Below are 24,161 nucleotides of genomic sequence, written 5' to 3'. Positions count from 1 at the left end.
TTTTTACCACCTTGAAATGTATGGAGTATATTCTTCTTCCTCCATAAAATGTTTTTGCAACTTATATGCTTCCATTCGAACCAATCTTTGATAAGATACATTTCTTCCAAGTTCTCTATGTGCAATAGTAGATGCTAATCTTTCATTAAAGCTTTGAACAAAGATTTTCCTGCCTTTTTCCTTTAACAAAATCCCTCCCATATCCTTTTCAAAATCTTTTTTTGTTAGCATCTTTTTCCCAATTAAAGTAAACATAATTCTATCAATGATAATAGGCTTAAAAATTTCTGCTATGTCTAGGTTTAATGTGAATCTTCTAAAGTTTGTAGTATGTAAATATCCAATACGAGGATCTAGATGAGTTTTGTAAATTTCACTTAAGACCAAAATATATAACAAAGAATTACCAAAGCTGATTAATGCATTTAACTCATTTTTAGGTGGTCTTCTGCTTCGTCCTTCGAATACAAAGTCTTCGTTTTCAAGAATAATATCAAAAGCTTCATAATAAGCTTCTCTAATATTTCCCTCAATGGCCATTAATTTAGCTACATTATTCATATCTTTTATCTTCGTACCCAAGTTTTCTATACTTTCAATAATTCCACCTAAATCCTTCCCCCTATTCTTATAGTAGACAAGTACCTTCAGTATATTCTTGTGGCTTCCATCTACGAAGCCCTTCGCAAGGAAAAGCCTTTTATCTTCTTCTAAGTAAAATCGAGCCTGATTCAATATCATATAACCAGAGTTTAAATGCTCCCTAGGATAATAAGTGCCCGAATAGTATCCATGATAGTTGAAAAAATGTAAACAGACCTCTTTTTGAGAAATAAAATCAATAAACTTCTTATTAAAAGTTACCTCACCAAAAATATATATATCATTTAAATCTTCAATAGGAATATAGGTTTTTCCTTCCTCTGTTTCAAAATAAATGGTGTTATCCTTGCGTCGAAACTCACCGTCACTGAATATATATCTTTTCTTTTTCATTTACTCACCCCCCTATGCATAACATAATTCATTGTAAGCACAATTTTTACAAAATGCTATTTTTTTTACTGATGGAGGCTGCTTTTGGTAGATAATCTGCAATATTTCCTTCGTGGTTTTACTTAATTCTGCCTCCTTTTCTTCTGTCAAAAAAACCTCTTTTCTTTTCTTTAGGAAACATCAAAGAGCCTGATGCCTGTATTCCCAAATCCTTGAGTTGTTTTAAGTAAAAAAGCAGCTGCATTCTAGCACTTTGTTTGAATTTTGAAGTTTTCTTTACCTCTCCCACTACAAGTTGTCCATTTTCTTTTTTAATTACATCGATTACAATATTCCCCAACGATATTTCTTTTTTATTTTTCTTGTAGCTTTCTTCATGAAAAAATCTTCCGATTTCTATATTGCTATCCTCCTGATCCGGTGTAAGCTGCCGACTCATTAACCAAACCTCTCGTTTACATATGTAATAATACCATATCAAGGTTCCTGTTATTTTGATTTCTTCCAAGATCTCTCCCCCAGACTTTATAAAATTAATATAAATAAGCCTCTAGATTTTCGGCCTTAAATCCAGTTTCTTCATCATAATAATCTTTCAACTGTGTCTTAGGAATCCAGTACATTTCTGAATATGCGTCACCTCTGGCACTAAATTCAATAGGTCTATTTTTCTTTAATTGATTAATTCTTACCTGAATGATATAATTACTTATTTTTGTAGATATTAGTTTTAGCAAGGTTTTCCTTCTATAATTATCTAACTCATGTATGAATTCTTCTAGGCTTTCTTTTTTCCCAAAAACATTTTTCAAATCTTCCATGGTGACCACTTCTCTCTTAAAAACCTTCTCATAAAGATCTGCTGTTCTAGTGGCCTCTTCATTCAATTCCACAAACACATCTTCTGCAGCTTCTGTATCGATTAATTTGAATTCTTCTAATGCGTTAAAATCAAGCTGTAAAATTCCTTCTTTCCACAGTTTAGAAGAAGTATCCGAAGCTCCTCGTTCTAGTGCATTATCATAATATTTTTCCGCAAGTACTCCATAATTTCCTTCATAAATTTCTTCTTGCTGCAACATCATTTCCAAGGTATCACTTCGAAGCATTAAGTCATACACATGACTACTATCCTTTTCGACTTTTACAATATAGACGGGACTATATTCACCTTTTTTTCCTTCTCGATTGACTCTGCCTGCTGTCTGTATAATTGAATCTAATGGTGCAAAATCACGAAAAGCCATATGAAAATCTAAGTCAACTCCCGCTTCAATGGTTTGAGTAGAAACCAAAATAACTGGGCGATTCTTTAACGCCTCCCTAACTTCCTTTATAACTATTCCTCTTTGAAGAGGAACAATATTAGTAGAAAGATAGTAAATAGGAACGTCTATTTCCTTAGCTATTAGTTGCTTCTTGATTTCGTTAAATATCCCAATGCTTCTTTTAATCGTATTGACAACGATCAATACCGATTGATTTTGCTGCCATTTTTGAAAAAATAGTTTTATAAATTCATCCTGATTTAGTTCTTTGTCCAAGATGGGAATAAGCTTCGTACGAGTTAATTGGCTAAAATAGCTTTCATAATCAGGAAGAAGTTTAATCTCCTTTATGTTTGCATCCTTAATTAATAGTTTGCCAAAGTCTAGAATTCTTGGTTGCGTAGCTGTCATCAGAATAAACCTGGTTCCTAAATATTCACTCAACTTTATTAAAAGTGCCCCCACAACAGGCATATATGCTTCAGGAATAGCCTGAGCTTCATCTAAGATCACTATACTCCCTGCAAGTTTATGTATCTTTTTAAGCAATCGGTTTTTTCCAGTAAAGATAGACTGAAATAGCTGTACAAAGGTAGTAAGTACAAGATCCCCTTCCCAAGACTCCACTTCCATTAACTTTTTGTCTACAGGAAGATTTTTTCCCCTAGGCTTTAATTGTGAAAAATCGTTTAATCGATGATGTACTATAAGTCTTCCATAGGTACCAAGAACATTTGCATATTCTGATTTATTTTGTTCTATAATGTTAACAAAGGGAATAACTGCAATAAGTCTAGATGTGTGATGTTCTATTTTCGAGATCTTTTCTTGAAGGGTCAAAGCTGCCTGTAAGGAAGCTAAGGTTTTTCCAATACCAGTTGGAGCGGTCAGCGTAAAAAATCGGACTTCTCTTAGTTCTTCTTCTGTTAAATTGTTCATGGAATTTAAAATGGTCTTTCTAGCTTTCTCTCTTTTATCAGCCAAGTCATAGGCTTTTTCTTTGGTACTTAAGTAGTTTTCCACCTGTATGGGGGAAATTGTCTTTGTTTCTTCCATTTTGACCTCAGCTGAATCCATTTTATCAGAATCAATCAGCAGGGAAAAAACATAAATTAGTATAAAGAACCATTTTGGATCCTTCATATTTCCACTACTCAACTCCCATGCAGTCTCAAATAGAGCATTATGTTTTATTATTTTTTCTGCTTCTTTTAATTTTTCGATGTTTTCCTCTATTTCGCCTTCTCCTAACTCCCATAAATCTACAGCAATTTGAGATTTATTTTTTAATAGGTTATCCCATTGTATCTGTAGCATTTTCCACATTTTCTTATTTTTGGATTTGTCTACAATTTCAATATCAACTGTTAGGGCATTGTGATGAAATCTGGCACATAGATAGGCAATTAACAATATAACTTGCTTTTCCTCATCTGACACCTTCTGAATTCTATTTTGTAAAGCTATATAAATATATATAGCAGAGATATGGGCATGTTGGCTGTAGGATGATGCTTTAGCATATTTAAGATGATCTTGAAAAAATGTCGTATATTTTCCAATATCATGGAATACACCTACTGTATAGGCAACTTCCTTTACAGTATCATTGGTAATATTCTCAAAGGAAACCATAGGGGAAACACGGTTTCTACAAACAGTTCCAACATTTATAAGATGCTCTTTTAATAACTGTTTATGTCCTGTTTTTCTCTCATAATGAGCTAAATACTCCATATACTGCTCCCTCCTTTGTGAATAGAAGCATCAAACCAAGAGCTTCGACGCTTCTATTCCATCCATATAATATTGGTTTGATCCTTCAACTGAATATATTCTTTCGCTCTGGCACGAATAGGACTACTTGAAAGACTGACCACCATTTGCCCTAAACCGTCCTGGGTTATTTGTCTTTCATCATTAAACTCTAATGGAACTTCTTCTTTTATTATTTTATATCCCTCCTTCATTTCCTCCACAACCAGATCCGCTACCTGCTTAAGGGGGATGGCAGTGCCTACATGAATAGGCTCCTGATCGCTTTTTTGTATTCCCTCATGAGTTCCCGCATATTCAAGCCAGCCTAAGCTAAATGCCGATCCTAATGCTAAACTGATTCCAGAAGATTGATAGGTTAAATGATCTCCTACCCGCTGCTCCAATTGATCTAAAATTTCTTTTTGATGATGACTTACCCATATCTGGTACTCTAAGAATCCTGTTCGAATATTTTGAGGAATCACCAACTCCGTAGGAGTTTGGCTATGATGTTCCATAGATCCATTAAAGTCTGTCTGTTTTTTTATCATTAAGTAATTAAGCGTTTGCATTGTTTTTTTAACGGGCTGATTAATTCCTACAGCAATCTTACATTCCTCTCGGTTGAAGACATCATAATAGGTGTCTCGCTCATACCCCAGTAATCCTGCTATTATACCTACTACTGTAGTACGTGGTGGAATAAAATAAGAGAGGGCAGAGGAATTAGAATAAACTTTCCTGAAATGAGCCATCTTGCCTTTTAATTTAAAGGAAACGATTTTCATTACTATTCCTCCATATCAATCGGTGCCCACAAATCTACCTCTTCGTATTCTGGAAAATTAAGCAGTCTACTTTCTGGTATATAGGGATGAATCCAACCAATAACCTTTTCGATATAGCCTTTATCCTTAATTTCTTCGATGGTTTTGGTCAAAGGAGAGAAATCCACCGTAACATCCTCAAGACTTCTTATCGATTTATTCTTCTTCCATGTAGTTTCAATAAATCTTCTCAAATCCCCTAGGTATCCATCAAATTGAGGCTTGTACACAATTTCTAAATAGAAGACTGGTTCTTGCCCCTGTTTACTATCGGTTTGATTCGTCATCATTCCCTGTACCAAGCTTTTTCTAAAAATATCTCGATCCTTCAGTGTCATACCCGTTTGTTTTCCACTATATTTATTGATAGTTCCATAATGAGCTACTAAGCTATAATAAACCTTTGGCTTTTTACCAAACGTAGAACTATCATCATTCATAATAGTAACAATAGTATTGGATTTCAATAATTCGACGGGATGTAGTGAATATCCCCAGGTCAACTGTACGGGGCCTGTAAAGGTTTTACTGATGCCATCTACCGCCATGGCACTTCCAAAAAGCCGAATATCAATTAAAGCATCCTTAATAATTTCTGTAATAAACAGATTATTAAATTGTTTAATGGCATCTTTTTCTTCCTTCCTACTTTTACTTACTTTTTCTTTCTCAAGATAGGTATTTTTATAATCATCTGTTTCACCAAAAAAATGCTTCCACTTTTCTTGTAAAACTTCATTTTTAGAGAATAATGCTTTTATTTTTTTTTCATCCTCTAAGTAGCTATCTTTTATATACTGAAACATAGTATCCATAGTTACTTTTGTATCGGCGATAGTATCGACAAATATTTGCTGTCCCTTCTTTTTTAAAAAATCCCTTATATCCCTTTTTCTTCTGGCATCACTTACCAAAAGAGTATTCGTTTCGTAATCCATTCTGGGCTTATTCTCTTGATCTGGATCTCCATTAGGATTCGTAAGGGTTGCTTGAAAACCAAATAAAAAATCACTGTTCTGATTGATAGTCATTCTTCTTCCCCCTCTTCATTATCAATATCTGTATCCTCTGAATTCAATTCATCTTTGCTGCCTTCCCATTTGCCAGCTAAGTAGCTATAACCAGACATAATATAAAAAACATTAGCATGTTCATCCAAGCTCCAGTAATCATTCATTGCACCATCATAATAAAGATGGAACCGATTATCTAAGGCCTCTGCATATAGGTCTAGCCTTTCATACTGAATCAGTTTTTCTATTACATCATAATAAAGTCTTAAAACTTCTCGCATGTTCATCCCTTGAAACTGAATCTTTTTCAAGATGGGTTTCTTTTTATGTCCTTTGTGGTACTGAGCTAAAGCCACCCTGTTAATTAGAGTTCCCAGGTAAAATAAAGCTTTTGCCTCCCTTGAAAATTGCTGTCGATCTAAGAAAGCTTCTACCTCTTCTATTGCTGTATTAATTTTTTCTGATGCTGTTATCAGTTTATCCATTGTTCCCTTCACCTCTCCGGTAAAAATTGTTTTTGAAACAAGCCCCAGTTCTTGAATGGATTGTAATAGTAGAAGATAACCTATAGAAATATTTCTAATGAAAAAGTCTACAGAACTCTCATTAAATTTATTCTTATAATAATCTAAGCCCATATTGTTGTAATTATCTATTCTTGCTTTTTCTAGCTGCTTTGTTCCCTTATCTAAAGCCTCTGTAAAATATTTGAAAATAGTTTTAGCATCAATCATGTAGCCTGATAGAATTGCATCATATAGAGATATCACTCGTTTTATATCCAGTTGATCTCCTGATTTATTAGTTCTTACAGGAACAAGAGAATAGATGTTTCCTAAAGTAAAATGATGAACATGTCCTTCTAACTTTTCTCTATTTTCATCAATAACATCAGCTACATTGACCAATCGTATGACTGGAATTTCTTCAATGGTTTGTAATATTGAAAGAGAAGTTCCATCGCTTCTATAGAAAACCATATTAGCACTATAGCCTTTTACTTTTTGCCGATAAGCATAATCTAACCCCTTCAACCATTTCAGTGCTTTTTGGGGATGAAAGGCCATGTCAATATCCTTGTGAATTTCCTGAACTCGCTCATAGTTAAAATCTGTTGTTAATCCCTCCGGAATAATAAAAACATTTTCATTGGCAATTCTTGAATTAAATTTACTGCTAATAATTTTTTCACCAGCCAACAAGTGTTTATAACAGGTTTTGCATATGCCGTAGCTGTCGTCACAGCTGTACTTCTTATTAAAGGAAGATGTGTTAATGGTGGTCGTAGTAAATACTTTATTGATACCACTTCTACTAAATTTTGCACTATAGCTGCTCAACACATCTTTACGTTTGCTTCCACATAGGTGACATATTCGTTCTATTCCATTAACCTTCTGTTCCTTCTCTTCTCCATCGTCCCCAAGATTATTTTCTTTCACCACTATTTCTTCATAATCTGAATGCTGAGATAGAACGACTTCATTTCCACTTTCATCAATAATAGTAGGCACAACCAAAACCATCTTATTCTTGCGGTTTTCTTCATTTATTAAGTAACGAATAAACCCTTCATAACTGTATTCATTATCACCAAGTATAATCTTTTTTTTTGCATGGTCTAGTTTGATTTCCTTCTGACCCTCTATAAATAACTTGTTTAAGTTTATCTGCCCCTGACCCTTTTTATTAGCTAGAGTAATTAATCCTTTATCTGATAGCTGTTTTAGTAAGTTTCCAATTGTCTTTTCTTGATTCTTATGCTTAAGCAAAATTTGATATAAATCACTGAAGGCAGAGGTCAAAATATAATGAAGACCGGTTGATTCTCGCACAATGTAATACTGAAAACCTGCAGCAGAATTATTACCAAAATAACGATATTCTTTAGAAGAATTTTCTGTAAGCCTTGTGAATAGTCTAAAATTGATTCTGTCTTTGGACATATCAAATACTAATTTGACCACAAAGCCTGCTTCATCAGACTTTAATTTCTTAGGCTGCTTTAATAAAGGATCTAAAATCTCTTGTTCTTGAGCAAAGGCTCTTCCTATACTGGCTGTCACTTGATTTAAATTCATCTTTTTACCCCCTTTCCTTATAATTACATAGGAGTTAACTTAAGCAAGTTATTTTCAAAACTACCTGAAGCTGTCATCCAAATCATATCAAAGAATCTTGTTGTGCCTAAATTAGACTGTAAAAAGTTTTTTCGATGTACTCCTTCTGGTTCTAAGATCCTTCGACTTCGCTTTGCTCCCCTCAGGATTACAAATTATAGTTTAAGTTAACGTTAATAATATTTTATATGGATTTAAATAATAGGTCCTTAAAAAATAGTGTATTACTTTGTTCTTTTAGCTGAATTAAGCCAAAGCCCTGTGCATTCTTACTTCCACATCCTGCTTCTAAAGCGATTTTAAGTAGTTCCCTTGGTCCTGTAATTTTAATTTTTCCTGTATAGCCCTTTATAATTGTTTTTTTATAATTAACGATTACCTGTTTACATGGAGATAGAGTTTTGACAGTAATACTCCCTTGAGGAGGCTCTGTTTTTAAAAAGGAGATGTATTTTTTCTTGAGATTTTCTGTAATTAGTCGGTTATAATCAGGATCTCCCGGTTGAAAGTAACAGGTATATTTTCTATTGTCCGGGCGCAGAAGGGTACTATATACCACAATAGGAGATAAGGTTCGTACGATAATTTCCTCACTTTCAACATCTATATGCTCACCCTCAAGGGAAGTGATTTTTAAATTGTTATTTCCCAATCGCACTATATTTCCTATGAGAAAAGTATGAGCTAGTGAGTTAAAGAACCCCTTAACTGGCGAGGTTATTACTAAATACATCGGTCCAGTAAAAACTATTTGTCCCCTGTCTTTATTAAGCTTATACTCCCCCATTAGTCTTGAAAAGGTAAACATTTTAAAGGAACGCGAATGATATTTAAAACCTTTTTCGTGAAGAAACTGTGATAAGTCTTTATTCAAACAATCATAAATAAAGCCTTGAATAATATGGTTATAATCAATAGGAAGTATCACTTGATGATTAGCTATAGGCTCCATCTTTATTTTTAGTAGCAAATAGATTCACAACCTTTCATATGCACATAGGACTTTCTGCCTATGTATATTACAATTTTCTACATACAATCATAAATTCCTGCTATATAATTGGAATTTATGTAAAATTTTACATATTATTGAGCGTTGCGACTTTTTGATTTTGAAGTTTTCATAGATTTTCCATAAGAATCAAGCAATTCTTTCAGTGTCATTTCATCAGAACATTGTCTTCCGTTTTTAAGGTAATATCTCAATAATTTTTCTAAAAAAAAACAATTTTCTTCTGGAAATTTTTTCATTATCCAATTCTCCTTTTTATTGTTATTGTTTTAAAGAATAAATTATAGATATAACAAAATTTCATTTATTCTGAATTTTTTGTATTTTAAAAAATTCCTTACTTTTTTAAAGTTAGCGGTAAAATGCTAAGTATATAATTACCTATAAAGACTTGAAACTTGTTTTTATTTATTAGGCAATAGATTATAGTATAATAAAAACCACTCTGCAATGATTGCAGGTGGTTTTTATTATACTATAATCACCCTACACCGCTATGCAGAGTGATTGAGTAGTTCAAATCCCTAAGTGGCAATCGCATTTACACAAATCCGATTACCTTAAAATAAACCATAAAACAAAAACTTAAGAATATTATTGCACTTACACACTACTCATTCAAATAATTCTTATTATGTACTCCCCACTCCTTCAACTGCTCGTGGGTGCCTATCCATACAGGTGTATGGAGTTTTACCATCTCGAATAACTCTGCTACATCTGAGTTAATCATTCGAACACATCCTAAGGAAGCATTTGTACCTATGGATTTTGGCTGGTTGTTGCCATGAATTCCATAGGAGCCTCCCCCTTTTAGGTTTAAACCCATCCATCGATAGCCTAAGGGATTGTTAGGAGAACCTCCTGCCACTGGAGCGGCTATTCCAGCACCTCCCCACCTTGGGTTTACTATTTTGTTAACAATAGTATATTTTCCTTCTGGCGTATAGGAGGAGTCTCTTCCTTGGGCAATAGGATATTTTTTAATTACCTGATCCCCTTTATAATAGGTGAGAATTCTTTTGGTTTTGTTAATGGCTATCCACTCCTTATTGGTGGGAGGAGTAGTAATAATATCAGAATATTGATAATTTTCATCCTCGAGCCTTTTTTCTAGAGCTTTATAAGATATTTCACCAAAAATCCCATCTACTGTAAGATTATGTTCACTTTGAAAACGCAAAACAGCGTTCCTCATATTAATTTCTTCGTTGCCATAATCTTTCTTATAATATCCTATTTCTTTAAGGACTACTTTATAGTCTATTTTTTCTTTCTCTACTTCTATTTCTATATCCTCTAACACTTCTATTTCTACTTCTATGACCTCTTTTTCTGCTTCCTCTAGTACTTCTTCAAGTATTTCTTCCAACACATCTTCTGGTGCTATAAAGTCATATTCCTCTTGAATGACGATATCCTCCTCCATTTCTATAGAATAATTTTCTACTGTGTCTGCAACTGTTGGTGTTAACATAGTGGTAGCAATACATAGTGATAAAATTTGCGCTAACACGACTTCACCTCCCTACTTTTTCATTTTTATTACAAATCTAAATTTTTTATTCCTAGTTTTTTAGACAAGCAACATGTTACTGCTTTTTTCATAAAAAATTTAAATTTATCTTTATTCCCTAGAAGAATGGGATATAATTATTAATAAATATCCTATCGTGAGGGGGAGGTCTATGAATACACTGCAAAGTCAAAAGGTATATAGTGAATTATGCACAATACTACTAGACAAAGACTTTTTAGAAGAACACCCAATAAAAAAGGAATTAATAAAAAAACATCTTGAAAATCCTAATTTTATTCATAATCTTGAAGCAATGTTAGTAGAAAATAACTATACCTGTGCTGCAGTATTTGAATTATGTAAAGATATGCTTCAAGCTTTATGGGGAGACAACTCACCGTCTCATCCTCTTCATTACATTTATCAATTCTCCCTTAGCCTTTCATTTCCCGACTCTGTAGAAATCACATTAAACACAAAACTAAATGAAGGCTGTTATTTATATCTTAAAGCATTAAGGGTAATTTCACAATATGAAAAATTGTTTGATCACGGTACTTTTGAAAGTAAGTTTCCTTTAAACCTACTGACTAAAGCAGAAGAAGACCCTTTAATGAATCTTCATGAGTATCATGCATTTCTTCACGCTTTCCATGATGAATACATTTATGAAATGATGAAGTTAAATTATGAAGTTGTTGGTCACAATACGTTAGCCCATATATGCGGGGTTCATTATCTTTCTGTATTTATTGCTAAACAATTGCTTAATAAGGAGGTTCCTTTAGATTTAGGCAGGGTTTCAGGTGCAGCAGCAGGGCACGATATAGGTAAATTCGGATGTAGAAGCTCTGAGTCTAAGCGAGTGGCCTATCTTCACTATTATTATACAGACCAATGGTTTAAAAATCATAACATACCCTATATCGGGCATATTGCATTAAATCATTCTGTGTGGGACTTAGAATTAGAGAATTTATCCATCGAGTCTCTCCTTTTAATTTACAGTGATTTCAGAATAAAAAACATGACTGCTGAAAATGGTCTTCAGGAAATGCAAATGATTAGTCTGAAGGACGCTTTTGAAACCATACTAAATAAACTAGACCAAGTGGACGAAGCTAAAGAAAAAAGATATCATCGGGTTTATATGAAGTTGAAGGATTTTGAAGATGCATTGATGGATATGGGTATCAATGTTGATCCTCTTGTAGTGATACAAGATGACTTAAGCGAAGAGAAAAAACACTATCCTATTATGCAGGGTAAAAAGATTTCAAATCATTTAAAGTATATTGCCATCCGTCATAATATCAACTTAATGTATAAACTACGGGATGAAACCTCCTTAAATGAGATTATAGAAGTTGCTAGAGCCGAACAAGATGCCAAAGTAATCAGGGAGTATTTAGACATCTTTCAAGAATATTCTACCTATTTAACTCAAAAACAAAAAATTATTGCTATGAAATTTTTATATGAGAAGTTGACACATCCTGAGGAGGATATCCGTAAACAATGTGCCTCTATTATAGGTGCTATGATTACGATCTTTGATGAGAATTATCGCAAAGAAATTCCTGAAGGATTATCCCTGGTAAAACCTGAGATAACCAGTAGTGAAATTTTAGATCAATATATAAAGCTTCTACTATATCCTAATCATAAGGTTATTCCTCTACACCGCAGATGGGTAAGGTATAACATAGGCATTTTAGCAGCTTCTTTATTTAATAAATCTTCACAACAACAGATAGAAGAATATCGAAGCGTACTGCTAAAATACTATGATGATTTAGAACAGTATGAAGAAGAAGTAAAGATTGTTTTAATGGAAGTACTAAAATATATTCCTTTAGACCCCCATACACCTGCCTTAGATACTGTAGTAAATTATATAATGCAAACCTTGCAAAGCGATTACAAGAATATCCGAATTTCTGCCTTAGATACTTTAAGCCACTTGCTTCAATATGTTTCCAAAGAATCAGAGGCTTATAGGAAAATAGAGAAATTTTTATGTGAAGTACAATATACTGCTCTTCCAGCGGAAAATTTCTTGCATTATAAAATGGCAAAGGCTTTATCCTTAGATGATGCTATTATAGAAAACATCCTTAGCTTTCATTATCAGGATATTAGTAAAATTTCTGATATGTTTTTAGATAATTTAAAAACTGAAACCAGTTGGATTATTAAAAAGTTTCATGTAGAACTACTTATGGAGTATACGCTTAAAGATGCCATCATCGATAAATTCTATATCGCCATGCACTTTTGTAATTTATTGAAGGTAAGTGCTGTAGAAACTGTAAGATGTGAAGCAGGAGAAGCACTGGTGAAGGTATTCCACCACCTTCCTATGGAACAAAGGAACGATATTGCTGTGGAATTACTTCGCACCCTTGAAATCGAAGGTGCTCAGTTTACAAAATACATACCTAGTTTTCTAGGGCAAATTATCATTTATCTCAAACCTGTAGAACTAGATGAAATTATTGAGGATGTTATTGAAAAGATCAAGCATGCTGATACACAGATTAACTCTTTACTACTAAAAACCATTGGGGTTTTTATTACTAACTATCCAAAGTATAAGGAAACATTTAAGGAGAATCAAGAAATCTATGAACAACGTTTATCAAAGCTATTAGGAATTTTACTAAATGGCTTGGTTCATCATAATCTTCAGATTAAACAAGTTTCTTTTAGTGTTATTGGTAAAGATGTTTTTGGTACGGACACTTTAACTTTAGAGGAAAAATATTATATATTTCAGCTGGTGGCAAAAAAAATCCTAACACTGCTAACAGATGCAGAAGAAAGTGAGTTGTTATTTCTTACTAATTCAGCAGGTTTAAATCATATTTATCGTTTTATCGCGGATTATAGATTTTTATATAAGGACATCGAAATAAAAACCAGCAATAAGGTCGCCTTTTTTCCTGGCTCCTTTGACCCCTTTACTTTAGGACACAAAGAAATTGCAAAAGCTATAAGAGATTTAGGGTTTGAGGTTTATCTTGCCGTGGATGAGTTTTCATGGTCAAAACGCACTCAACCTAGCATGATCAGAAAAAATATTATTCATATGTCCATTGCAGACGAAATGAATATGTATATTTATCCGGAAGATTTTCCTGTTAACCTTGCAAACCCTGAGGATTTACATCGTTTAAAAACCAGCTTTTATCCTTCTGATGTATATATGGTTGTAGGGAGCGATGTGATTTTAAATGCTTCCGCTTATAAAAATCCTACGGTTGAAGGTAATATTACTACTTTTCCTCATATCATTTTCGAGAGGCGAAGTGAGGATCTTGGTGATGAAAAAGTTCTTGACCTAGAAAAGTCTTTAGAAAACATACAGCAACCAGTGATTAAGTTAAATCTGCCACCACAGTATGAAGATATTAGTTCTACACAAATTAGAAATTATATTGATGAAAATAGAGATATCTCTAACTTAATTGACCCTCTTTCTCAAAAATATATATATAGCAACAATCTATATAGAAGGGAACCTCAATACAAGTCATTAATACAAACCGTCTCTATTGATATCGATGTTAGACATAATTTTAATTATGAGTTAATCAATACTCTTGCCTCTGGTTTCCATAAAAATTATCAACGGGCTTTTAGTAGTATTGAAAAAATAGGTCAGCAGCCTAATTCCCACATTGTTTTAATTCGTGATGTGAAAGAAAATGGTAAGATTTTAGCCTATTCCCTATTTCATTGGATTCCCTCTGATTTAATCTATCAAGAGTTTAAAGATAGTCGTATTTCTCAGTGTATTCGTGAGGGCTATACTGGAAGGATTATACTGATAGATGGAATTTTTGTTCGACAGGATGCAAAGCAGGATGATCTATATGAAATCATTCTATCCGAAACAATGGCATATTGTCTAAAAAATGACTATGGCTATGGCATTTTTGCCAATAAGATAGAAAATCCTACTTCTCCTGAATTGTTGGAGGTTTTAAAGCTCAGTGGATTTCAGGAGCTTCCCTGTCCTCAAGGAAGTCCACCTGTCTTAACTGTAAATATGATAAATCCTTGTACATTGAGCCTCGATATTCAAACCCTTATTAAAGAGCCCTTTAGAAGTAATGAACATGTGAAATCCATTGTTGCAGCTACTCGCAAAAGATTGCAACGGGCCCTTGTAAATCTTTATCCAGGTCATTTACTGCTTTCTTTGGATAGGGACTTAGTGGAGGAAGCCCTTGTGAAAAAAATCTGTCGTGAGAATGAAGTACCTCCGGTACCTCTGCAGCCCAGGAAGCTAGGACCTTCTATGTGTGTTCCTTTTGGCAACATACTAAATAGAGCCATCGTACCAAATACTGTGACAAAAACTCTCCATACTGAAAAAATGTTTAATCCTGATATAAGAGAATTTACAGTAGGACCCTTCCCCTACTATCTAGATTTAGTAAAACAAGCTAGAATGATTCATTCCTTCAACAGACCAGTAATCCTCGTAGATGACCTTCTGAACAAAGGCTACCGCATGAGGGTATTAGATCCAATATTAAAAAAGGAGAACATTCAAGTTAAGAAGATTATTGTAGGGATGTTGTCAGGTAGAGGTAAAGAGTTAATGGAAATTCAAAATAGAAGTGCGGATAGTCCCTACTTCATTCCTAAACTTCGCTTATGGTTTAATGAGGCATTATTGTATCCCTTTATAGGCGGAGATACCCTATGGAGAGGCGTCTATCCTAAAAAGAATATTCTTCCCTCCATTAACTTGATTCTTCCTTATACCTCACTTACTTTTATTAAGGAAGCCAATGATACTGATCTTTATAACTTCTCTCTCATATGTATAAAAAATGCTCTTGATATATTAAAGGTGCTGGAGATAACTTATCAAAAAATAAACGAGAGAAAGTTAACTTTGTCTCTATTGGGGGAGGTGTTTTTATATCCTCGTTCTCCTGATTTGGGAAAAAATATGTACTATGACTTTAATATAAATCCTTCTACACATCTTGAAAAAGATTTAGAGTTGTTAAAACGTCTGGAATATAGCTTCACTACATCTTATAGGGGGAGATGATACGTTGTATTATTATAGCTACTCAAATAAATTGTTATTGTCATTTCATGAGTGCACAACATTTAAAGCAGTAGATGAAAAACAACTACAACAGAGTGATAGCATAATTTATTATCTATATTCCATGGACCCATCTGTTTCTAGAAAGTCCTTTTGTATTTCTGATCCTTCTTTATTTCATTTAAAAGAAGAAGGGGTTCACCTGCTGCAACTTCACCAAGGGCAGGAAAAGAGTTTTCCCAGCTGGTTATATAAGAAAGTACAGGAAAGAAAGGTTATGGGGGTAAATACCGCCTTCCCTAACTGGCAGACAGTACTTTTTCATCAGCCTCCCCAAAAGTGGAGGGTACATATTGCAGGATTAGGTGATGTAGGAGGAACGCTCCTTACTGGTCTTCGCCTATTGGGAGGGGGATGTATTGACAGCATTGGTATCTATGACAGAGCATTGGATAAAGTGCAACGTTGGTGCTATGAGGCAAACCAGGTATATTCCCCAGGAAATGCTGATTTTCCAGAGGTATCCCCTCTTAATGAAGATGAAATTTTTGACTGTGATATGTTTGTATTCTGTATCGCTAAAGGCGTTCCCTCTATCGGGAAGGAAGCAAAGGATGTGCGTATGACTCAGCTTGAAGAAAACGCAAAGATAATAAAAACCTATGCTAAAAAAGCTCGTAATACTGGTTTTAAGGGACTCTTCGCGGTTGTTTCTGATCCGGTAGATCTTCTTTGTAAAATAGCTTTTGATGCCAGTAATACTAATGAGGTAGGGAATTTTGACTTCCAAGGTCTTGCTCCCGAACAAATTAGAGGCTATGGCCTTGGGGTTATGTATGCCCGTGCCCTTTATTTTGCAAAAACAAACCCTAAAACCCTCCACTTTTTAAAAGAAGGGAGAGCCTTTGGACCCCATGGAGAAGGACTTATTATCGCCGATAGTATTACAGACTATAACGAAAGCCTTTCTCTTTATTTAACTCATAAGGCCAAAACTGCTAATCTAGAAATAAGAAACATAGGCTTTAAACCTTACATCGCTCCTGCCCTATCCTCTGGCAGTCTGTCTATTTTGGCAACCCTTCAAGGAGATTGGCATTATAGTGCTACCTATATGGGGGGTGTTTATATGGGGGCAAAGAATCGCTTAAACCCCTCTGGGGTAGAAATCGAAAGATTATTAATGCCTGATTTATTATTAAATAGGCTGCAAAGCACTTATGAGCACCTGAGGAATGTTATATGACTTACTTAATCATGCCAGGGGAAGTTTCTAAACAATTGTGCGATATGGTAGAGGCTGCTACGAAAAACCATCAGGTAACTTCAATTAGGAATCATATCAATCTTCCTGACTTAAGAGATAAAAAAATCATCTTTGCTATTGAACTAGATCAATCAGGCATTAATATACCTATATATGAAATACTATCTTCCCTTTATGCTCAAGGCTATGAAGCTTTATCGGGTGCTTCAGCTGTCTTATTGATCCATAGTGCTAGTGAACTCCATACCAAAAATGTGGCAAAATCTATTGTTTTTAAAGCCAATCAATTAGGCTGTACTTTTATAGGTCATCCATTGGTGGAGGCTACTGCTACCTTAAGTAATTTTCGCACATGGCAAAAAACTTTTAGAAAGTCCTTAAAAGATATATCCTTAGACCTATCCTCCATTTTAGGTCAAAGGTTGCTAAATCAAAACTTCTCCATGGTGAAAAAACCTAAAATCTTAGCACTGCATGCCAGCTCCAAAAGCACCTCCAACACTTTAATGTTATGGCACATGGTAAAGAAGCATTTGCACCACTGTGAGATCGAAGAACTACATGTAGAAAATGGGACTGTCCTAGACTGTATTGGGTGTACTTATAACACCTGTAGGCACTTTGGCCTGCGAAGCAGTTGCTTTTATGGGGGAATCATGATCAAAGAGATTCTGCCTGCTATTGAAAACTCTGATGCAATTTTATGGATATGTCCCAATTACAATGACTCTATTTCAGCAAATCTTATGGCAGTGATTAATAGACTTACAGCTCTCTATAGAAAAATAAGTTTCTATAATAAGACTATTTTTTCTATCATTGTATCAGGAAATTCTGGTGGTGATGTTGTAGCAGAACAGCTTATTGATGCTCTCACCATCAACAAAGGTTTTAGACTGCCTCCCTACTTCTCTATGATGGAGACTGCAAATGATCCTGGAAGGATATTGGAGGTTGCAGATATTGAAAATAAGGCAAAGAAGTTTGCAGAACACATTCTCACCAATATAAAAACCTATGATTAATCATAGGTTTTCTTGGTTTTGCAACGTGTCAAAGCCCTTTGCAGCATTATAAGAGCTTCTTACAAAAGGACCGCTTTCTACAAACTTTATTCCTCTTTTTTCAGCTTCTTCTTTATAATGCTGGAACTTCTCTGGTGTAACATACTCCTGTACAGGAAGGTGTTCCTTCGTAGGGCGTAAATACTGACCAAAGGTGAGAATATCGCATTGAATCTTGACTAAATCCTCTACAAGTCCCATAACCTCTTCCTCTTTTTCCCCAAGCCCCAACATAATCCCCGTTTTTGTAAGAATAGAGGAATCCTTTGTTTTTACTCGCTGTAAAAGCTCTAAAGATCGCAAATACTGAGCTTGAGGTCTTACTACACTATATAGAGCAGCAACGGTTTCTAAATTATGGTTAATAATTTCTGGTTTAGCATCAATGACCTTTTGGATAGAGTTTTCTTTGCCATCAAAATCTGGAACCAATACCTCGATACTAGTTTTAGGATTATATTTCCTTACTGCTTTTATAGTATGTACAAAGTGCTCTGCCCCTCCATCTTCTAAATCATCCCTTGTCACAGAAGTAATTACAGTATGTTTTAGACCCAACTTTTTTACAGCTTTAGCAACGTTTTTTGGCTCCGCTGGGTCTGGATGAGTAGGTTCACCCTTTGTAACTGCACAAAATTTGCATTGTCTTGTACATATATCTCCTAAAATCATAAAGGTTGCGGTTTTATTTTTAAAGCATTCGCCTATGTTGGGACATTTAGCTTCTTGACAGACAGTGTTTAAAGATAAAGATACCAGCATTTCCTCCATCTTATTCAAACTTTCCTTCTCTGGAAGCCTTCTGATAAGCCACTCAGGTTTTTTATTTACCATAACAATCCCTCACTTCATTTATTGTTGTTTCCACCAATTCTACATTAAAAATCTTCTGAAAACTCTTTTTAACCTCCTCAGTAACCTGATTATATTCTACATTTGGATTTATTTCATTGATAGATGTCACACTAAATTCCGTAATTCCACAGGGGTTGATGAGATGAAAGTCTTCTAGATTTGTATTATAGTTTAAAGCAAAACCGTGCATGGCAACCCATTTTTTCATCCGAATGCCGATGGCACAAATTTTTTCATTTTCCACCCATACACCGATGTACTTGTCTTTTCTGCCAGCAGTTATCCCAAAGGCTTTTAAAGAACCAATAATGGTTTCTTCGATTTGGTGTACGTACCAATGTAAATCTTTCTTAAATTCCTTTAGATCCAATATTGGATACCCTACTACTTGTCCTAAACCATGATAGGTAATTTTTCCTCCCCGATCACTTTCGTAAACTTCTATGCCTTTTTCCTTAATTTCCTCAACAGAATACAAAAAATCCTTATAGGTACCGCTTTTACCAATAGTAAATACAGGAGGATGTTCTACCAGCAAAAAAATACCTATTAGTTCCTCATTGTTAAGGACATAGTCTAGTAACTCCTTCTGTAACTCATAAGCTTCACCATATTTCATTCGCCCTAAGTTTACCGTTAAAACCTTTTTCACCTCGTCCCTCTCCCTTATATATACAGTTTAGTCATAAATCAATAAAGAAATCGTTTTTATTTTATAATTTTTAGGATGAATACCCCATCATTTGGATAAAATCCTCAATAACCTCTAATTTTTCTTTATAGTCAGCTTCATATAAAGGTAAGCATCTTTTTACATTTTGTTGGCCACTAAGCAGTTTAGATGCAAAAGCTATACAGGTAACCTCTCCACAGCGTCTGCAATTTTGTTTTGGTAAGTAGCTATAAATTTCAATTGCTGTAGGTTTTGAACGCATTTCATCTAAGGGTTCAATTTTATCCCTTGATTCATGCACATTATTGATGAGTTCTTTAAGCTCATCGATAATATCATAGGCATCCGTCTCATTGATGGCCTTTGATACTGCTAGTTGATCTTTATATAGAGTAATGATTCTAAACTCTTTTCTTAAGGTCAAGCTAGGTATGTTTTTGTTGTAGATGACATCCTTTAAAGCTCCATTGACATAGGGTAAGATATCTCCAATATCTCTACTGAATTTTGCTTTAAATCTTACTTTAGAACTATCTGCAACACAGGATTGTATGTAAGTGATAATAATATCATCTAGATACATTGTTCTTCCCCCCAAAGTTTGACGTGTTTAATAATAACTTATCTTTTTTTTAATGTTTTGTCAATATTTTAACATGTTTAGTTGAAAACTTCCATTGACGCTACTTTGCTAATTATGATATGATTTTAACAAGGATACATAGTACTTCACAAGTTTTCAAAAGAAATGGAGGATTGTAAAATGTGTGAATCAGCAGCATATTTAATTACTGATAAAGGCGAACAAAAAATTATGGAAAATGTCGTTTACATGAAGCCTGAAAATGGCAAAGTTTTTTTAGCAGATCTTTTAGGAGAGCAAAAAATAGTAGAAGGCATTGTAAAGGAAATCAGGCTCATCGAACATAAAATTATCATTGCAGAAAAATAAAATATTTAAACTTCGGGGGGCCAAAGGATGATTATTGCAGTCATAGATGGTATGGGAGGAGGAATTGGAGGTCAGATTGTCAGTCACTTAAGGCAGGAGCTTCCTTCCCACTTTGAGATTTATGGATTAGGGACAAACTCTACAGCAACTTCTGTTATGCTAAAAAATCATGCTAATAAAGGTGCCACTGGAGAAAATGCTATTGTGGTATCTACAAAAAAAGCCAGTGTTATTATTGGACCTCTTTCCATCGTTATTCCGAATTCTATGATGGGAGAGGTTACTGATCAAATAGCCACAGCTATTGCTGATGCTGAAGCCTTTAAGATATTGCTTCCAGTTGTACCAGAAAACTTTGAATTAGTTGGTTTAGAGAATAAACCTTTAATGCTATTGATTAAGGATGCTATTAAACTTTTGAAAAAAGAGTTTAACATTAAATAAAATTACAGGAGGTTATACTATGTGTTGCAACGATAATAACCATTCACATGAACATCATCATCATCATTCTCACGAACATTCTCATGATCACGACCACGATCATCATCATGGCTGCTGTTCAGATGACAGTCATCTGAGTCAGGATGAAAAAACCTTAAGAGTATTGTTAGTGCATTGGATTAATCATAACAGAACCCATCAAGATAGTTTTTTAGAGTGGGTGGAGAAGGCAAAGAACATGGATAAAGCTGCTGCTGCAGATAATATTCAAAAAGCAGTAGAGTTCATGGAAAAAGCTAATGAAATGTTAATAGAGGCTAAAAAACATATGTAGGGGTTCCCTACATATGTTTTTTTATTTATATTGAGCATGGGATGGCTATTTTTCATAAAATAAGTTTTTTAGTTATAGAAAGGATAACTAAAAATAATATACATTTACTGTTTTACCAAGCCTTCTTAAAGTATTGATCATTTCACCAGTAATTCTAAACTTTTTTCCTAGTTTTGAAGAATTACCACTTTCTGTATGGGCTAAGTTTAAGGAATGACCTAAAAAAAAGTTTACATGTGTAGATTGATTTACCAGTCTATTGGCTAACATAGCGGCACCATTTTTTTCTTGTAATTCCTTCATTACTTCTATGGATATAGTTTGCATTAATACATTTTTTAAAATATTTAAGGTTTCATCCATTGTCAAAACCCCTTCTGTGATTAAATCAATTCCTTCCATATAAGAAATCGGTGGTACTTTTTTTGTAAGTGTCTTTATATCCATCTTTGCCTGCCTTTTTAACTCTCTAGCTACAATATTAGAAGCAGTTCCTCCACAGATGATTTTTTTACCTGGGCTTTCCATGAACTTTTCTACTAAGACAGCATCCTTCTCCTTTAGTATAGGAGGGCCTGTAAATATATTAATGGTTTTAGGTCTATTTACCTTGATAGTCAGTACACTTGCGTCATCTCCAGGCTTTTCTTCATATAAGTCACTACAGATAGTAAGCAAGGATTTAGAAATCATTAAAGCATTTTTACTACCACATAAAGACTCTAAATATTGTGCCACATGCTCCCATTCCCAACCATAATTTAATACTTCCCCTGCACCTGCATGGATTACACCGTCGGAAACAACAGTGATACAGTCGCCTTCCTTTAATTTGCATTGAATTTCTGTAATTTTCTTATCGTTAATAACTTTGGTACTTCCTTCCATTTTTGTCACCTTATTTTTTTCCTTTGAATAATAAAAAGGTAGCGGATTATCAAATATAGCAATATAGGCCTCTCCATTGTTTTTGATATATAGAATAGAAAAGGTAGAGTAAGCTATATCTCTCACCTTGCAGATGGGTAAGGTACTGGTAACTGTGTCGATAACCTCTGATAAATCAGAACCGTACTTTAACATAGTAGAGGCGATTTTGGCTGTTAGGGTTGCTAATATATTGGCTTTAACACCGCTCCTTAGGCCGTCCGATAAGACACAGATCGTGGCATCCTCTGTTCTAACAATCTCTATCTGATCACCGCATAGTTCCTCATTATGCTTATTCAATAAATCGAAACCTACTTCTATATGACCCCTCATCTATTCATCACCTGACTTTTCTACAGTTAAATCTAAAAATTTCTTTAAGATGACCTTTGTTTCAGCGGTTGTTTCTCCTAAAACGCTACAAATTTCCTGCGCAATCGTCATCTGTTTTTTGATAACCTTTTGTACCATTTCACCAGTTTTCTGTCGTACTTCCATTAATTGTTTTACTCTTTCTTCCTCTGTAGTTATGTTATTAAGAACAGCTAAGATGGCATCCTGTTCTTCAATATAAATCAAATTTTGCATTACAGTTAAATTTTGCATTTCTAGATAAACCTTCTGCCCAGAAATATTTTGTTTTGTTTCAAAAACTTCTAGATAGTCTAAACAGTCCAGTACCGTAGTTAAGTGCAATTTATTATCATGTGTTTTTTCAATGTTTAAATGTCTTATGGCCGCTGGATTGATGCTTAAAATTTCTAAACTTCTATTGACTAAAAACAGAAAGTTTGGTGAATGTTCAAATATTAAGTTAGATAATGTTTCACATTTTTTTCTCATATAAGGCAAGCACATATCTGTCTTATCCATGCCATTATAAATGGCTATGGCCTTTTCTCGACAAGTTTCATATCCACATGTACCACAATCTAACTCATCTTCTTTTTTAAACTTTCCCATTTCCTTTAAAATTTTTCTTATTTCCAAGTTATTAGGTAGCTCATTCCACACTCTCTTATCAAAGAAGTTTCTACGACACCCATCAGAAAATTCAACTGCTTCTTTAGAGGGCGTACCTGCTGTGTTTCTTGCATATTGTTTTACTTGCTTTGTTCTTGAAAAAAGATTTTCCTCAGCATTATGAAAATTCGGTCCTCCGATACATCCATTTAAACAAAAATTGATTTCTATGATAGCAGGATCTAATTCTTCTTGTTTAATGCTGTCTAAAACTTCTCTACTGTTTTGTGCCCCATGAACTTTAATAAAATCTTTACCCCCGTATAATTCTTCTTCCACTATAGGTAGTCCTAGAGCAGCATAAATCTTACCTTCTTTTGAACCTTCCTGATCAAAACACCCATCCTCTAAACGTTTTAAAGTAATGCCTTCTGAGATGATCCACTCTCTTAACTCTTTAAAACTCATGACTGCATCTAACTTTTGAATTTCTTGTAAAGACTCATCATTTGCTTCGATTCTAGCAGCTATACAAGGTCCAAAGAATACTACTTTTGACTTGGAACCATATTTTTCTTTAAGTAAATTAGCATGAATCATCATGGGTGGAAGTATCGGCAACATATAATTTATTAGTTCTGGATAATATTTTTGAACCATTAAGTTGACAGCAGAGCAATTAGAAGTAATATAATACTTTTGTTGGTCCGTTGTCCAAACTTCTTTATATTTATTAAAAAGTATATCTGAAGCCACAGAAGTTTCTTCGATGTATTGAAATCCAAGTTTTCTTAAAGCAGTGATTAGTTTTTTGTAGTTTTTCCCAAAATAAGCTACAAAGGTAGGATCAATACTTGCTACTAAAGTTCTATTACTATTCATAAGTGCTTTTACTCGAATAGAGCTATTTGCCATAGCTTTATTGTTTCTAGGACATACAGTAAAACATTTTCCACAGGCAATGCAACGAGATGGAGAAATTTCTGTTGTATTTTCTTTTAAATAGATGGCCTTTACAGGACAATTTCTAACACATTTATAACAATCTTTACAACCATGCTCTGATAAGGTTAAATCATAACTATTATTCAC

Annotated in this window: 19 protein-coding genes and 1 pseudogene; 6 read left to right on the top strand and 14 right to left on the bottom strand. The window is 34.2% G+C overall.

Features of this window, described 5'->3' with window-relative positions; genetic code table 11:
- Positions 1–3: 3 nt before the first annotated feature.
- The 9 genes and pseudogenes from cas1b to CACET_RS19375 all read right to left on the bottom strand — a co-directional run bounded on the left by cas1b (position 4) and on the right by CACET_RS19375 (position 10,510).
- Positions 4–996, bottom strand: a complete 993-nt coding sequence (gene cas1b, locus CACET_RS05180) for a type I-B CRISPR-associated endonuclease Cas1b (protein WP_044823318.1) — start codon at positions 994–996, stop codon at positions 4–6.
- 12 nt (positions 997–1,008) lie between these two features.
- Positions 1,009–1,435, bottom strand: a pseudogene (locus CACET_RS05175) (CRISPR-associated protein Cas4).
- A 94-nt stretch (positions 1,436–1,529) separates the two neighbouring features.
- Positions 1,530–4,001 (bottom strand): CRISPR-associated helicase/endonuclease Cas3, encoded by a 2,472-nt coding sequence (locus CACET_RS05170; protein WP_044823319.1) that lies wholly within the window; start codon positions 3,999–4,001, stop codon positions 1,530–1,532.
- A 53-nt stretch (positions 4,002–4,054) separates the two neighbouring features.
- On the bottom strand, positions 4,055–4,810 hold the full coding sequence (gene cas5, locus CACET_RS05165) for a CRISPR-associated protein Cas5 (RefSeq protein WP_044823320.1): 756 nt from the start codon (positions 4,808–4,810) through the stop codon (positions 4,055–4,057).
- Positions 4,811–4,812: 2 nt separating this feature from the next.
- A complete protein-coding gene (locus tag CACET_RS05160; RefSeq protein WP_044823321.1) occupies positions 4,813–5,880 on the bottom strand; it encodes a CRISPR-associated protein in 1,068 nt (355 codons plus the stop codon).
- Positions 5,877–7,943 carry a TM1802 family CRISPR-associated protein gene (locus CACET_RS05155; RefSeq protein WP_044823322.1) on the bottom strand — a complete coding sequence of 689 codons (2,067 nt, stop codon included), beginning with the start codon at positions 7,941–7,943 and terminating at the stop codon, positions 5,877–5,879. The genes CACET_RS05160 and CACET_RS05155 overlap by 4 nt, the downstream gene beginning before the upstream one ends.
- A 223-nt stretch (positions 7,944–8,166) precedes the next feature.
- Entirely contained in the window at positions 8,167–8,952 is a 786-nt protein-coding gene (gene cas6 / locus CACET_RS05150; protein ID WP_044823323.1) for a CRISPR-associated endoribonuclease Cas6, read from the bottom strand.
- A 116-nt stretch (positions 8,953–9,068) separates the two neighbouring features.
- The gene (locus tag CACET_RS20370; RefSeq protein ID WP_158385973.1) at positions 9,069–9,233 is read right to left on the bottom strand and encodes a hypothetical protein; all 165 of its coding nucleotides are present in this window, start codon (positions 9,231–9,233) and stop codon (positions 9,069–9,071) included.
- A gap of 371 nt (positions 9,234–9,604) precedes the next feature.
- Positions 9,605–10,510 carry a L,D-transpeptidase family protein gene (locus CACET_RS19375; protein WP_052661219.1) on the bottom strand — a complete coding sequence of 302 codons (906 nt, stop codon included), beginning with the start codon at positions 10,508–10,510 and terminating at the stop codon, positions 9,605–9,607.
- A 172-nt stretch (positions 10,511–10,682) separates the two neighbouring features.
- On the opposite strand from CACET_RS19375, the gene CACET_RS05140 reads away from it, so the two are divergent.
- Genes CACET_RS05140 through CACET_RS05130 form a run of 3 tightly spaced genes read left to right on the top strand, consistent with a single transcriptional unit; the run spans position 10,683 to position 17,879 of the window.
- On the top strand, positions 10,683–15,587 hold the full coding sequence (locus CACET_RS05140) for a cytidyltransferase (RefSeq protein ID WP_044823324.1): 4,905 nt from the start codon (positions 10,683–10,685) through the stop codon (positions 15,585–15,587).
- Positions 15,588–15,591: 4 nt separating this feature from the next.
- On the top strand, positions 15,592–16,833 hold the full coding sequence (locus tag CACET_RS05135) for a lactate/malate family dehydrogenase (RefSeq protein ID WP_044823325.1): 1,242 nt from the start codon (positions 15,592–15,594) through the stop codon (positions 16,831–16,833).
- Entirely contained in the window at positions 16,830–17,879 is a 1,050-nt protein-coding gene (locus tag CACET_RS05130; RefSeq protein ID WP_044823326.1) for a flavodoxin family protein, read from the top strand. The genes CACET_RS05135 and CACET_RS05130 overlap by 4 nt, the downstream gene beginning before the upstream one ends.
- On the opposite strand, the gene lipA is transcribed toward CACET_RS05130, so the two are convergent.
- The 3 genes from lipA to CACET_RS05115 form a co-directional block, all read right to left on the bottom strand.
- Positions 17,880–18,752 (bottom strand): lipoyl synthase, encoded by an 873-nt coding sequence (lipA, locus tag CACET_RS05125; RefSeq protein ID WP_044823327.1) that lies wholly within the window; start codon positions 18,750–18,752, stop codon positions 17,880–17,882.
- Entirely contained in the window at positions 18,742–19,425 is a 684-nt protein-coding gene (lipB, locus tag CACET_RS05120; protein ID WP_044823328.1) for a lipoyl(octanoyl) transferase LipB, read from the bottom strand. Before lipB ends, lipA begins: the two co-directional genes overlap by 11 nt.
- 70 nt (positions 19,426–19,495) lie before the next feature.
- The gene (locus tag CACET_RS05115) at positions 19,496–20,029 is read right to left on the bottom strand and encodes a (Fe-S)-binding protein (RefSeq protein ID WP_044823329.1); all 534 of its coding nucleotides are present in this window, start codon (positions 20,027–20,029) and stop codon (positions 19,496–19,498) included.
- Positions 20,030–20,209: 180 nt separating this feature from the next.
- Between CACET_RS05115 and CACET_RS05110 the strand changes: the two genes are divergently transcribed.
- From CACET_RS05110 to CACET_RS05100, 3 genes are read left to right on the top strand one after another with little or no spacing between them, the layout of a single operon-like run.
- Complete coding sequence (locus tag CACET_RS05110) at positions 20,210–20,398, top strand: CooT family nickel-binding protein (RefSeq protein WP_044823330.1); 189 nt, start codon at positions 20,210–20,212, stop codon at positions 20,396–20,398.
- A 27-nt stretch (positions 20,399–20,425) separates the two neighbouring features.
- The gene (locus tag CACET_RS05105; protein ID WP_044823331.1) at positions 20,426–20,842 is read left to right on the top strand and encodes a DUF3842 family protein; all 417 of its coding nucleotides are present in this window, start codon (positions 20,426–20,428) and stop codon (positions 20,840–20,842) included.
- 19 nt (positions 20,843–20,861) lie between these two features.
- Positions 20,862–21,176 carry a DUF8180 domain-containing protein gene (locus CACET_RS05100; RefSeq protein WP_044823332.1) on the top strand — a complete coding sequence of 105 codons (315 nt, stop codon included), beginning with the start codon at positions 20,862–20,864 and terminating at the stop codon, positions 21,174–21,176.
- An 87-nt stretch (positions 21,177–21,263) separates the two neighbouring features.
- On the opposite strand, the gene CACET_RS05095 is transcribed toward CACET_RS05100, so the two are convergent.
- Entirely contained in the window at positions 21,264–22,439 is a 1,176-nt protein-coding gene (locus tag CACET_RS05095; RefSeq protein WP_044823333.1) for a SpoIIE family protein phosphatase, read from the bottom strand.
- Entirely contained in the window at positions 22,440–24,161 is a 1,722-nt protein-coding gene (locus CACET_RS05090; RefSeq protein WP_044823334.1) for a [Fe-Fe] hydrogenase large subunit C-terminal domain-containing protein, read from the bottom strand. It abuts the gene before it with no gap.

Origin of the sequence: Clostridium aceticum (assembly GCF_001042715.1) — a bacterium.
Classification (GTDB): domain Bacteria; phylum Bacillota; class Clostridia; order Peptostreptococcales; family Natronincolaceae; genus Andreesenella; species Andreesenella acetica.
This window is presented reverse-complemented; position numbering and strand designations above follow the sequence as displayed.

What these genes read in the sequence shown, in the direction of transcription:
- cas1b (WP_044823318.1), bottom strand. Translation starts at nt 996, where the DNA reads ATGAAAAAGAAAAGATATATATTCAGTGACGGTGAGTTTCGACGCAAG.
- CACET_RS05170 (WP_044823319.1), bottom strand. Translation starts at nt 4,001, where the DNA reads ATGGAGTATTTAGCTCATTATGAGAGAAAAACAGGACATAAACAGTTA.
- cas5 (WP_044823320.1), bottom strand. Translation starts at nt 4,810, where the DNA reads ATGAAAATCGTTTCCTTTAAATTAAAAGGCAAGATGGCTCATTTCAGG.
- CACET_RS05160 (WP_044823321.1), bottom strand. Translation starts at nt 5,880, where the DNA reads ATGACTATCAATCAGAACAGTGATTTTTTATTTGGTTTTCAAGCAACC.
- CACET_RS05155 (WP_044823322.1), bottom strand. Translation starts at nt 7,943, where the DNA reads ATGAATTTAAATCAAGTGACAGCCAGTATAGGAAGAGCCTTTGCTCAA.
- CACET_RS20370 (WP_158385973.1), bottom strand. Translation starts at nt 9,233, where the DNA reads ATGAAAAAATTTCCAGAAGAAAATTGTTTTTTTTTAGAAAAATTATTG.
- CACET_RS05140 (WP_044823324.1), top strand. Translation starts at nt 10,683, where the DNA reads ATGAATACACTGCAAAGTCAAAAGGTATATAGTGAATTATGCACAATA.
- CACET_RS05130 (WP_044823326.1), top strand. Translation starts at nt 16,830, where the DNA reads ATGACTTACTTAATCATGCCAGGGGAAGTTTCTAAACAATTGTGCGAT.
- lipA (WP_044823327.1), bottom strand. Translation starts at nt 18,752, where the DNA reads ATGGTAAATAAAAAACCTGAGTGGCTTATCAGAAGGCTTCCAGAGAAG.
- CACET_RS05115 (WP_044823329.1), bottom strand. Translation starts at nt 20,029, where the DNA reads ATGTATCTAGATGATATTATTATCACTTACATACAATCCTGTGTTGCA.
- CACET_RS05110 (WP_044823330.1), top strand. Translation starts at nt 20,210, where the DNA reads ATGTGTGAATCAGCAGCATATTTAATTACTGATAAAGGCGAACAAAAA.
- CACET_RS05105 (WP_044823331.1), top strand. Translation starts at nt 20,426, where the DNA reads ATGATTATTGCAGTCATAGATGGTATGGGAGGAGGAATTGGAGGTCAG.
- CACET_RS05100 (WP_044823332.1), top strand. Translation starts at nt 20,862, where the DNA reads ATGTGTTGCAACGATAATAACCATTCACATGAACATCATCATCATCAT.
- CACET_RS05095 (WP_044823333.1), bottom strand. Translation starts at nt 22,439, where the DNA reads ATGAGGGGTCATATAGAAGTAGGTTTCGATTTATTGAATAAGCATAAT.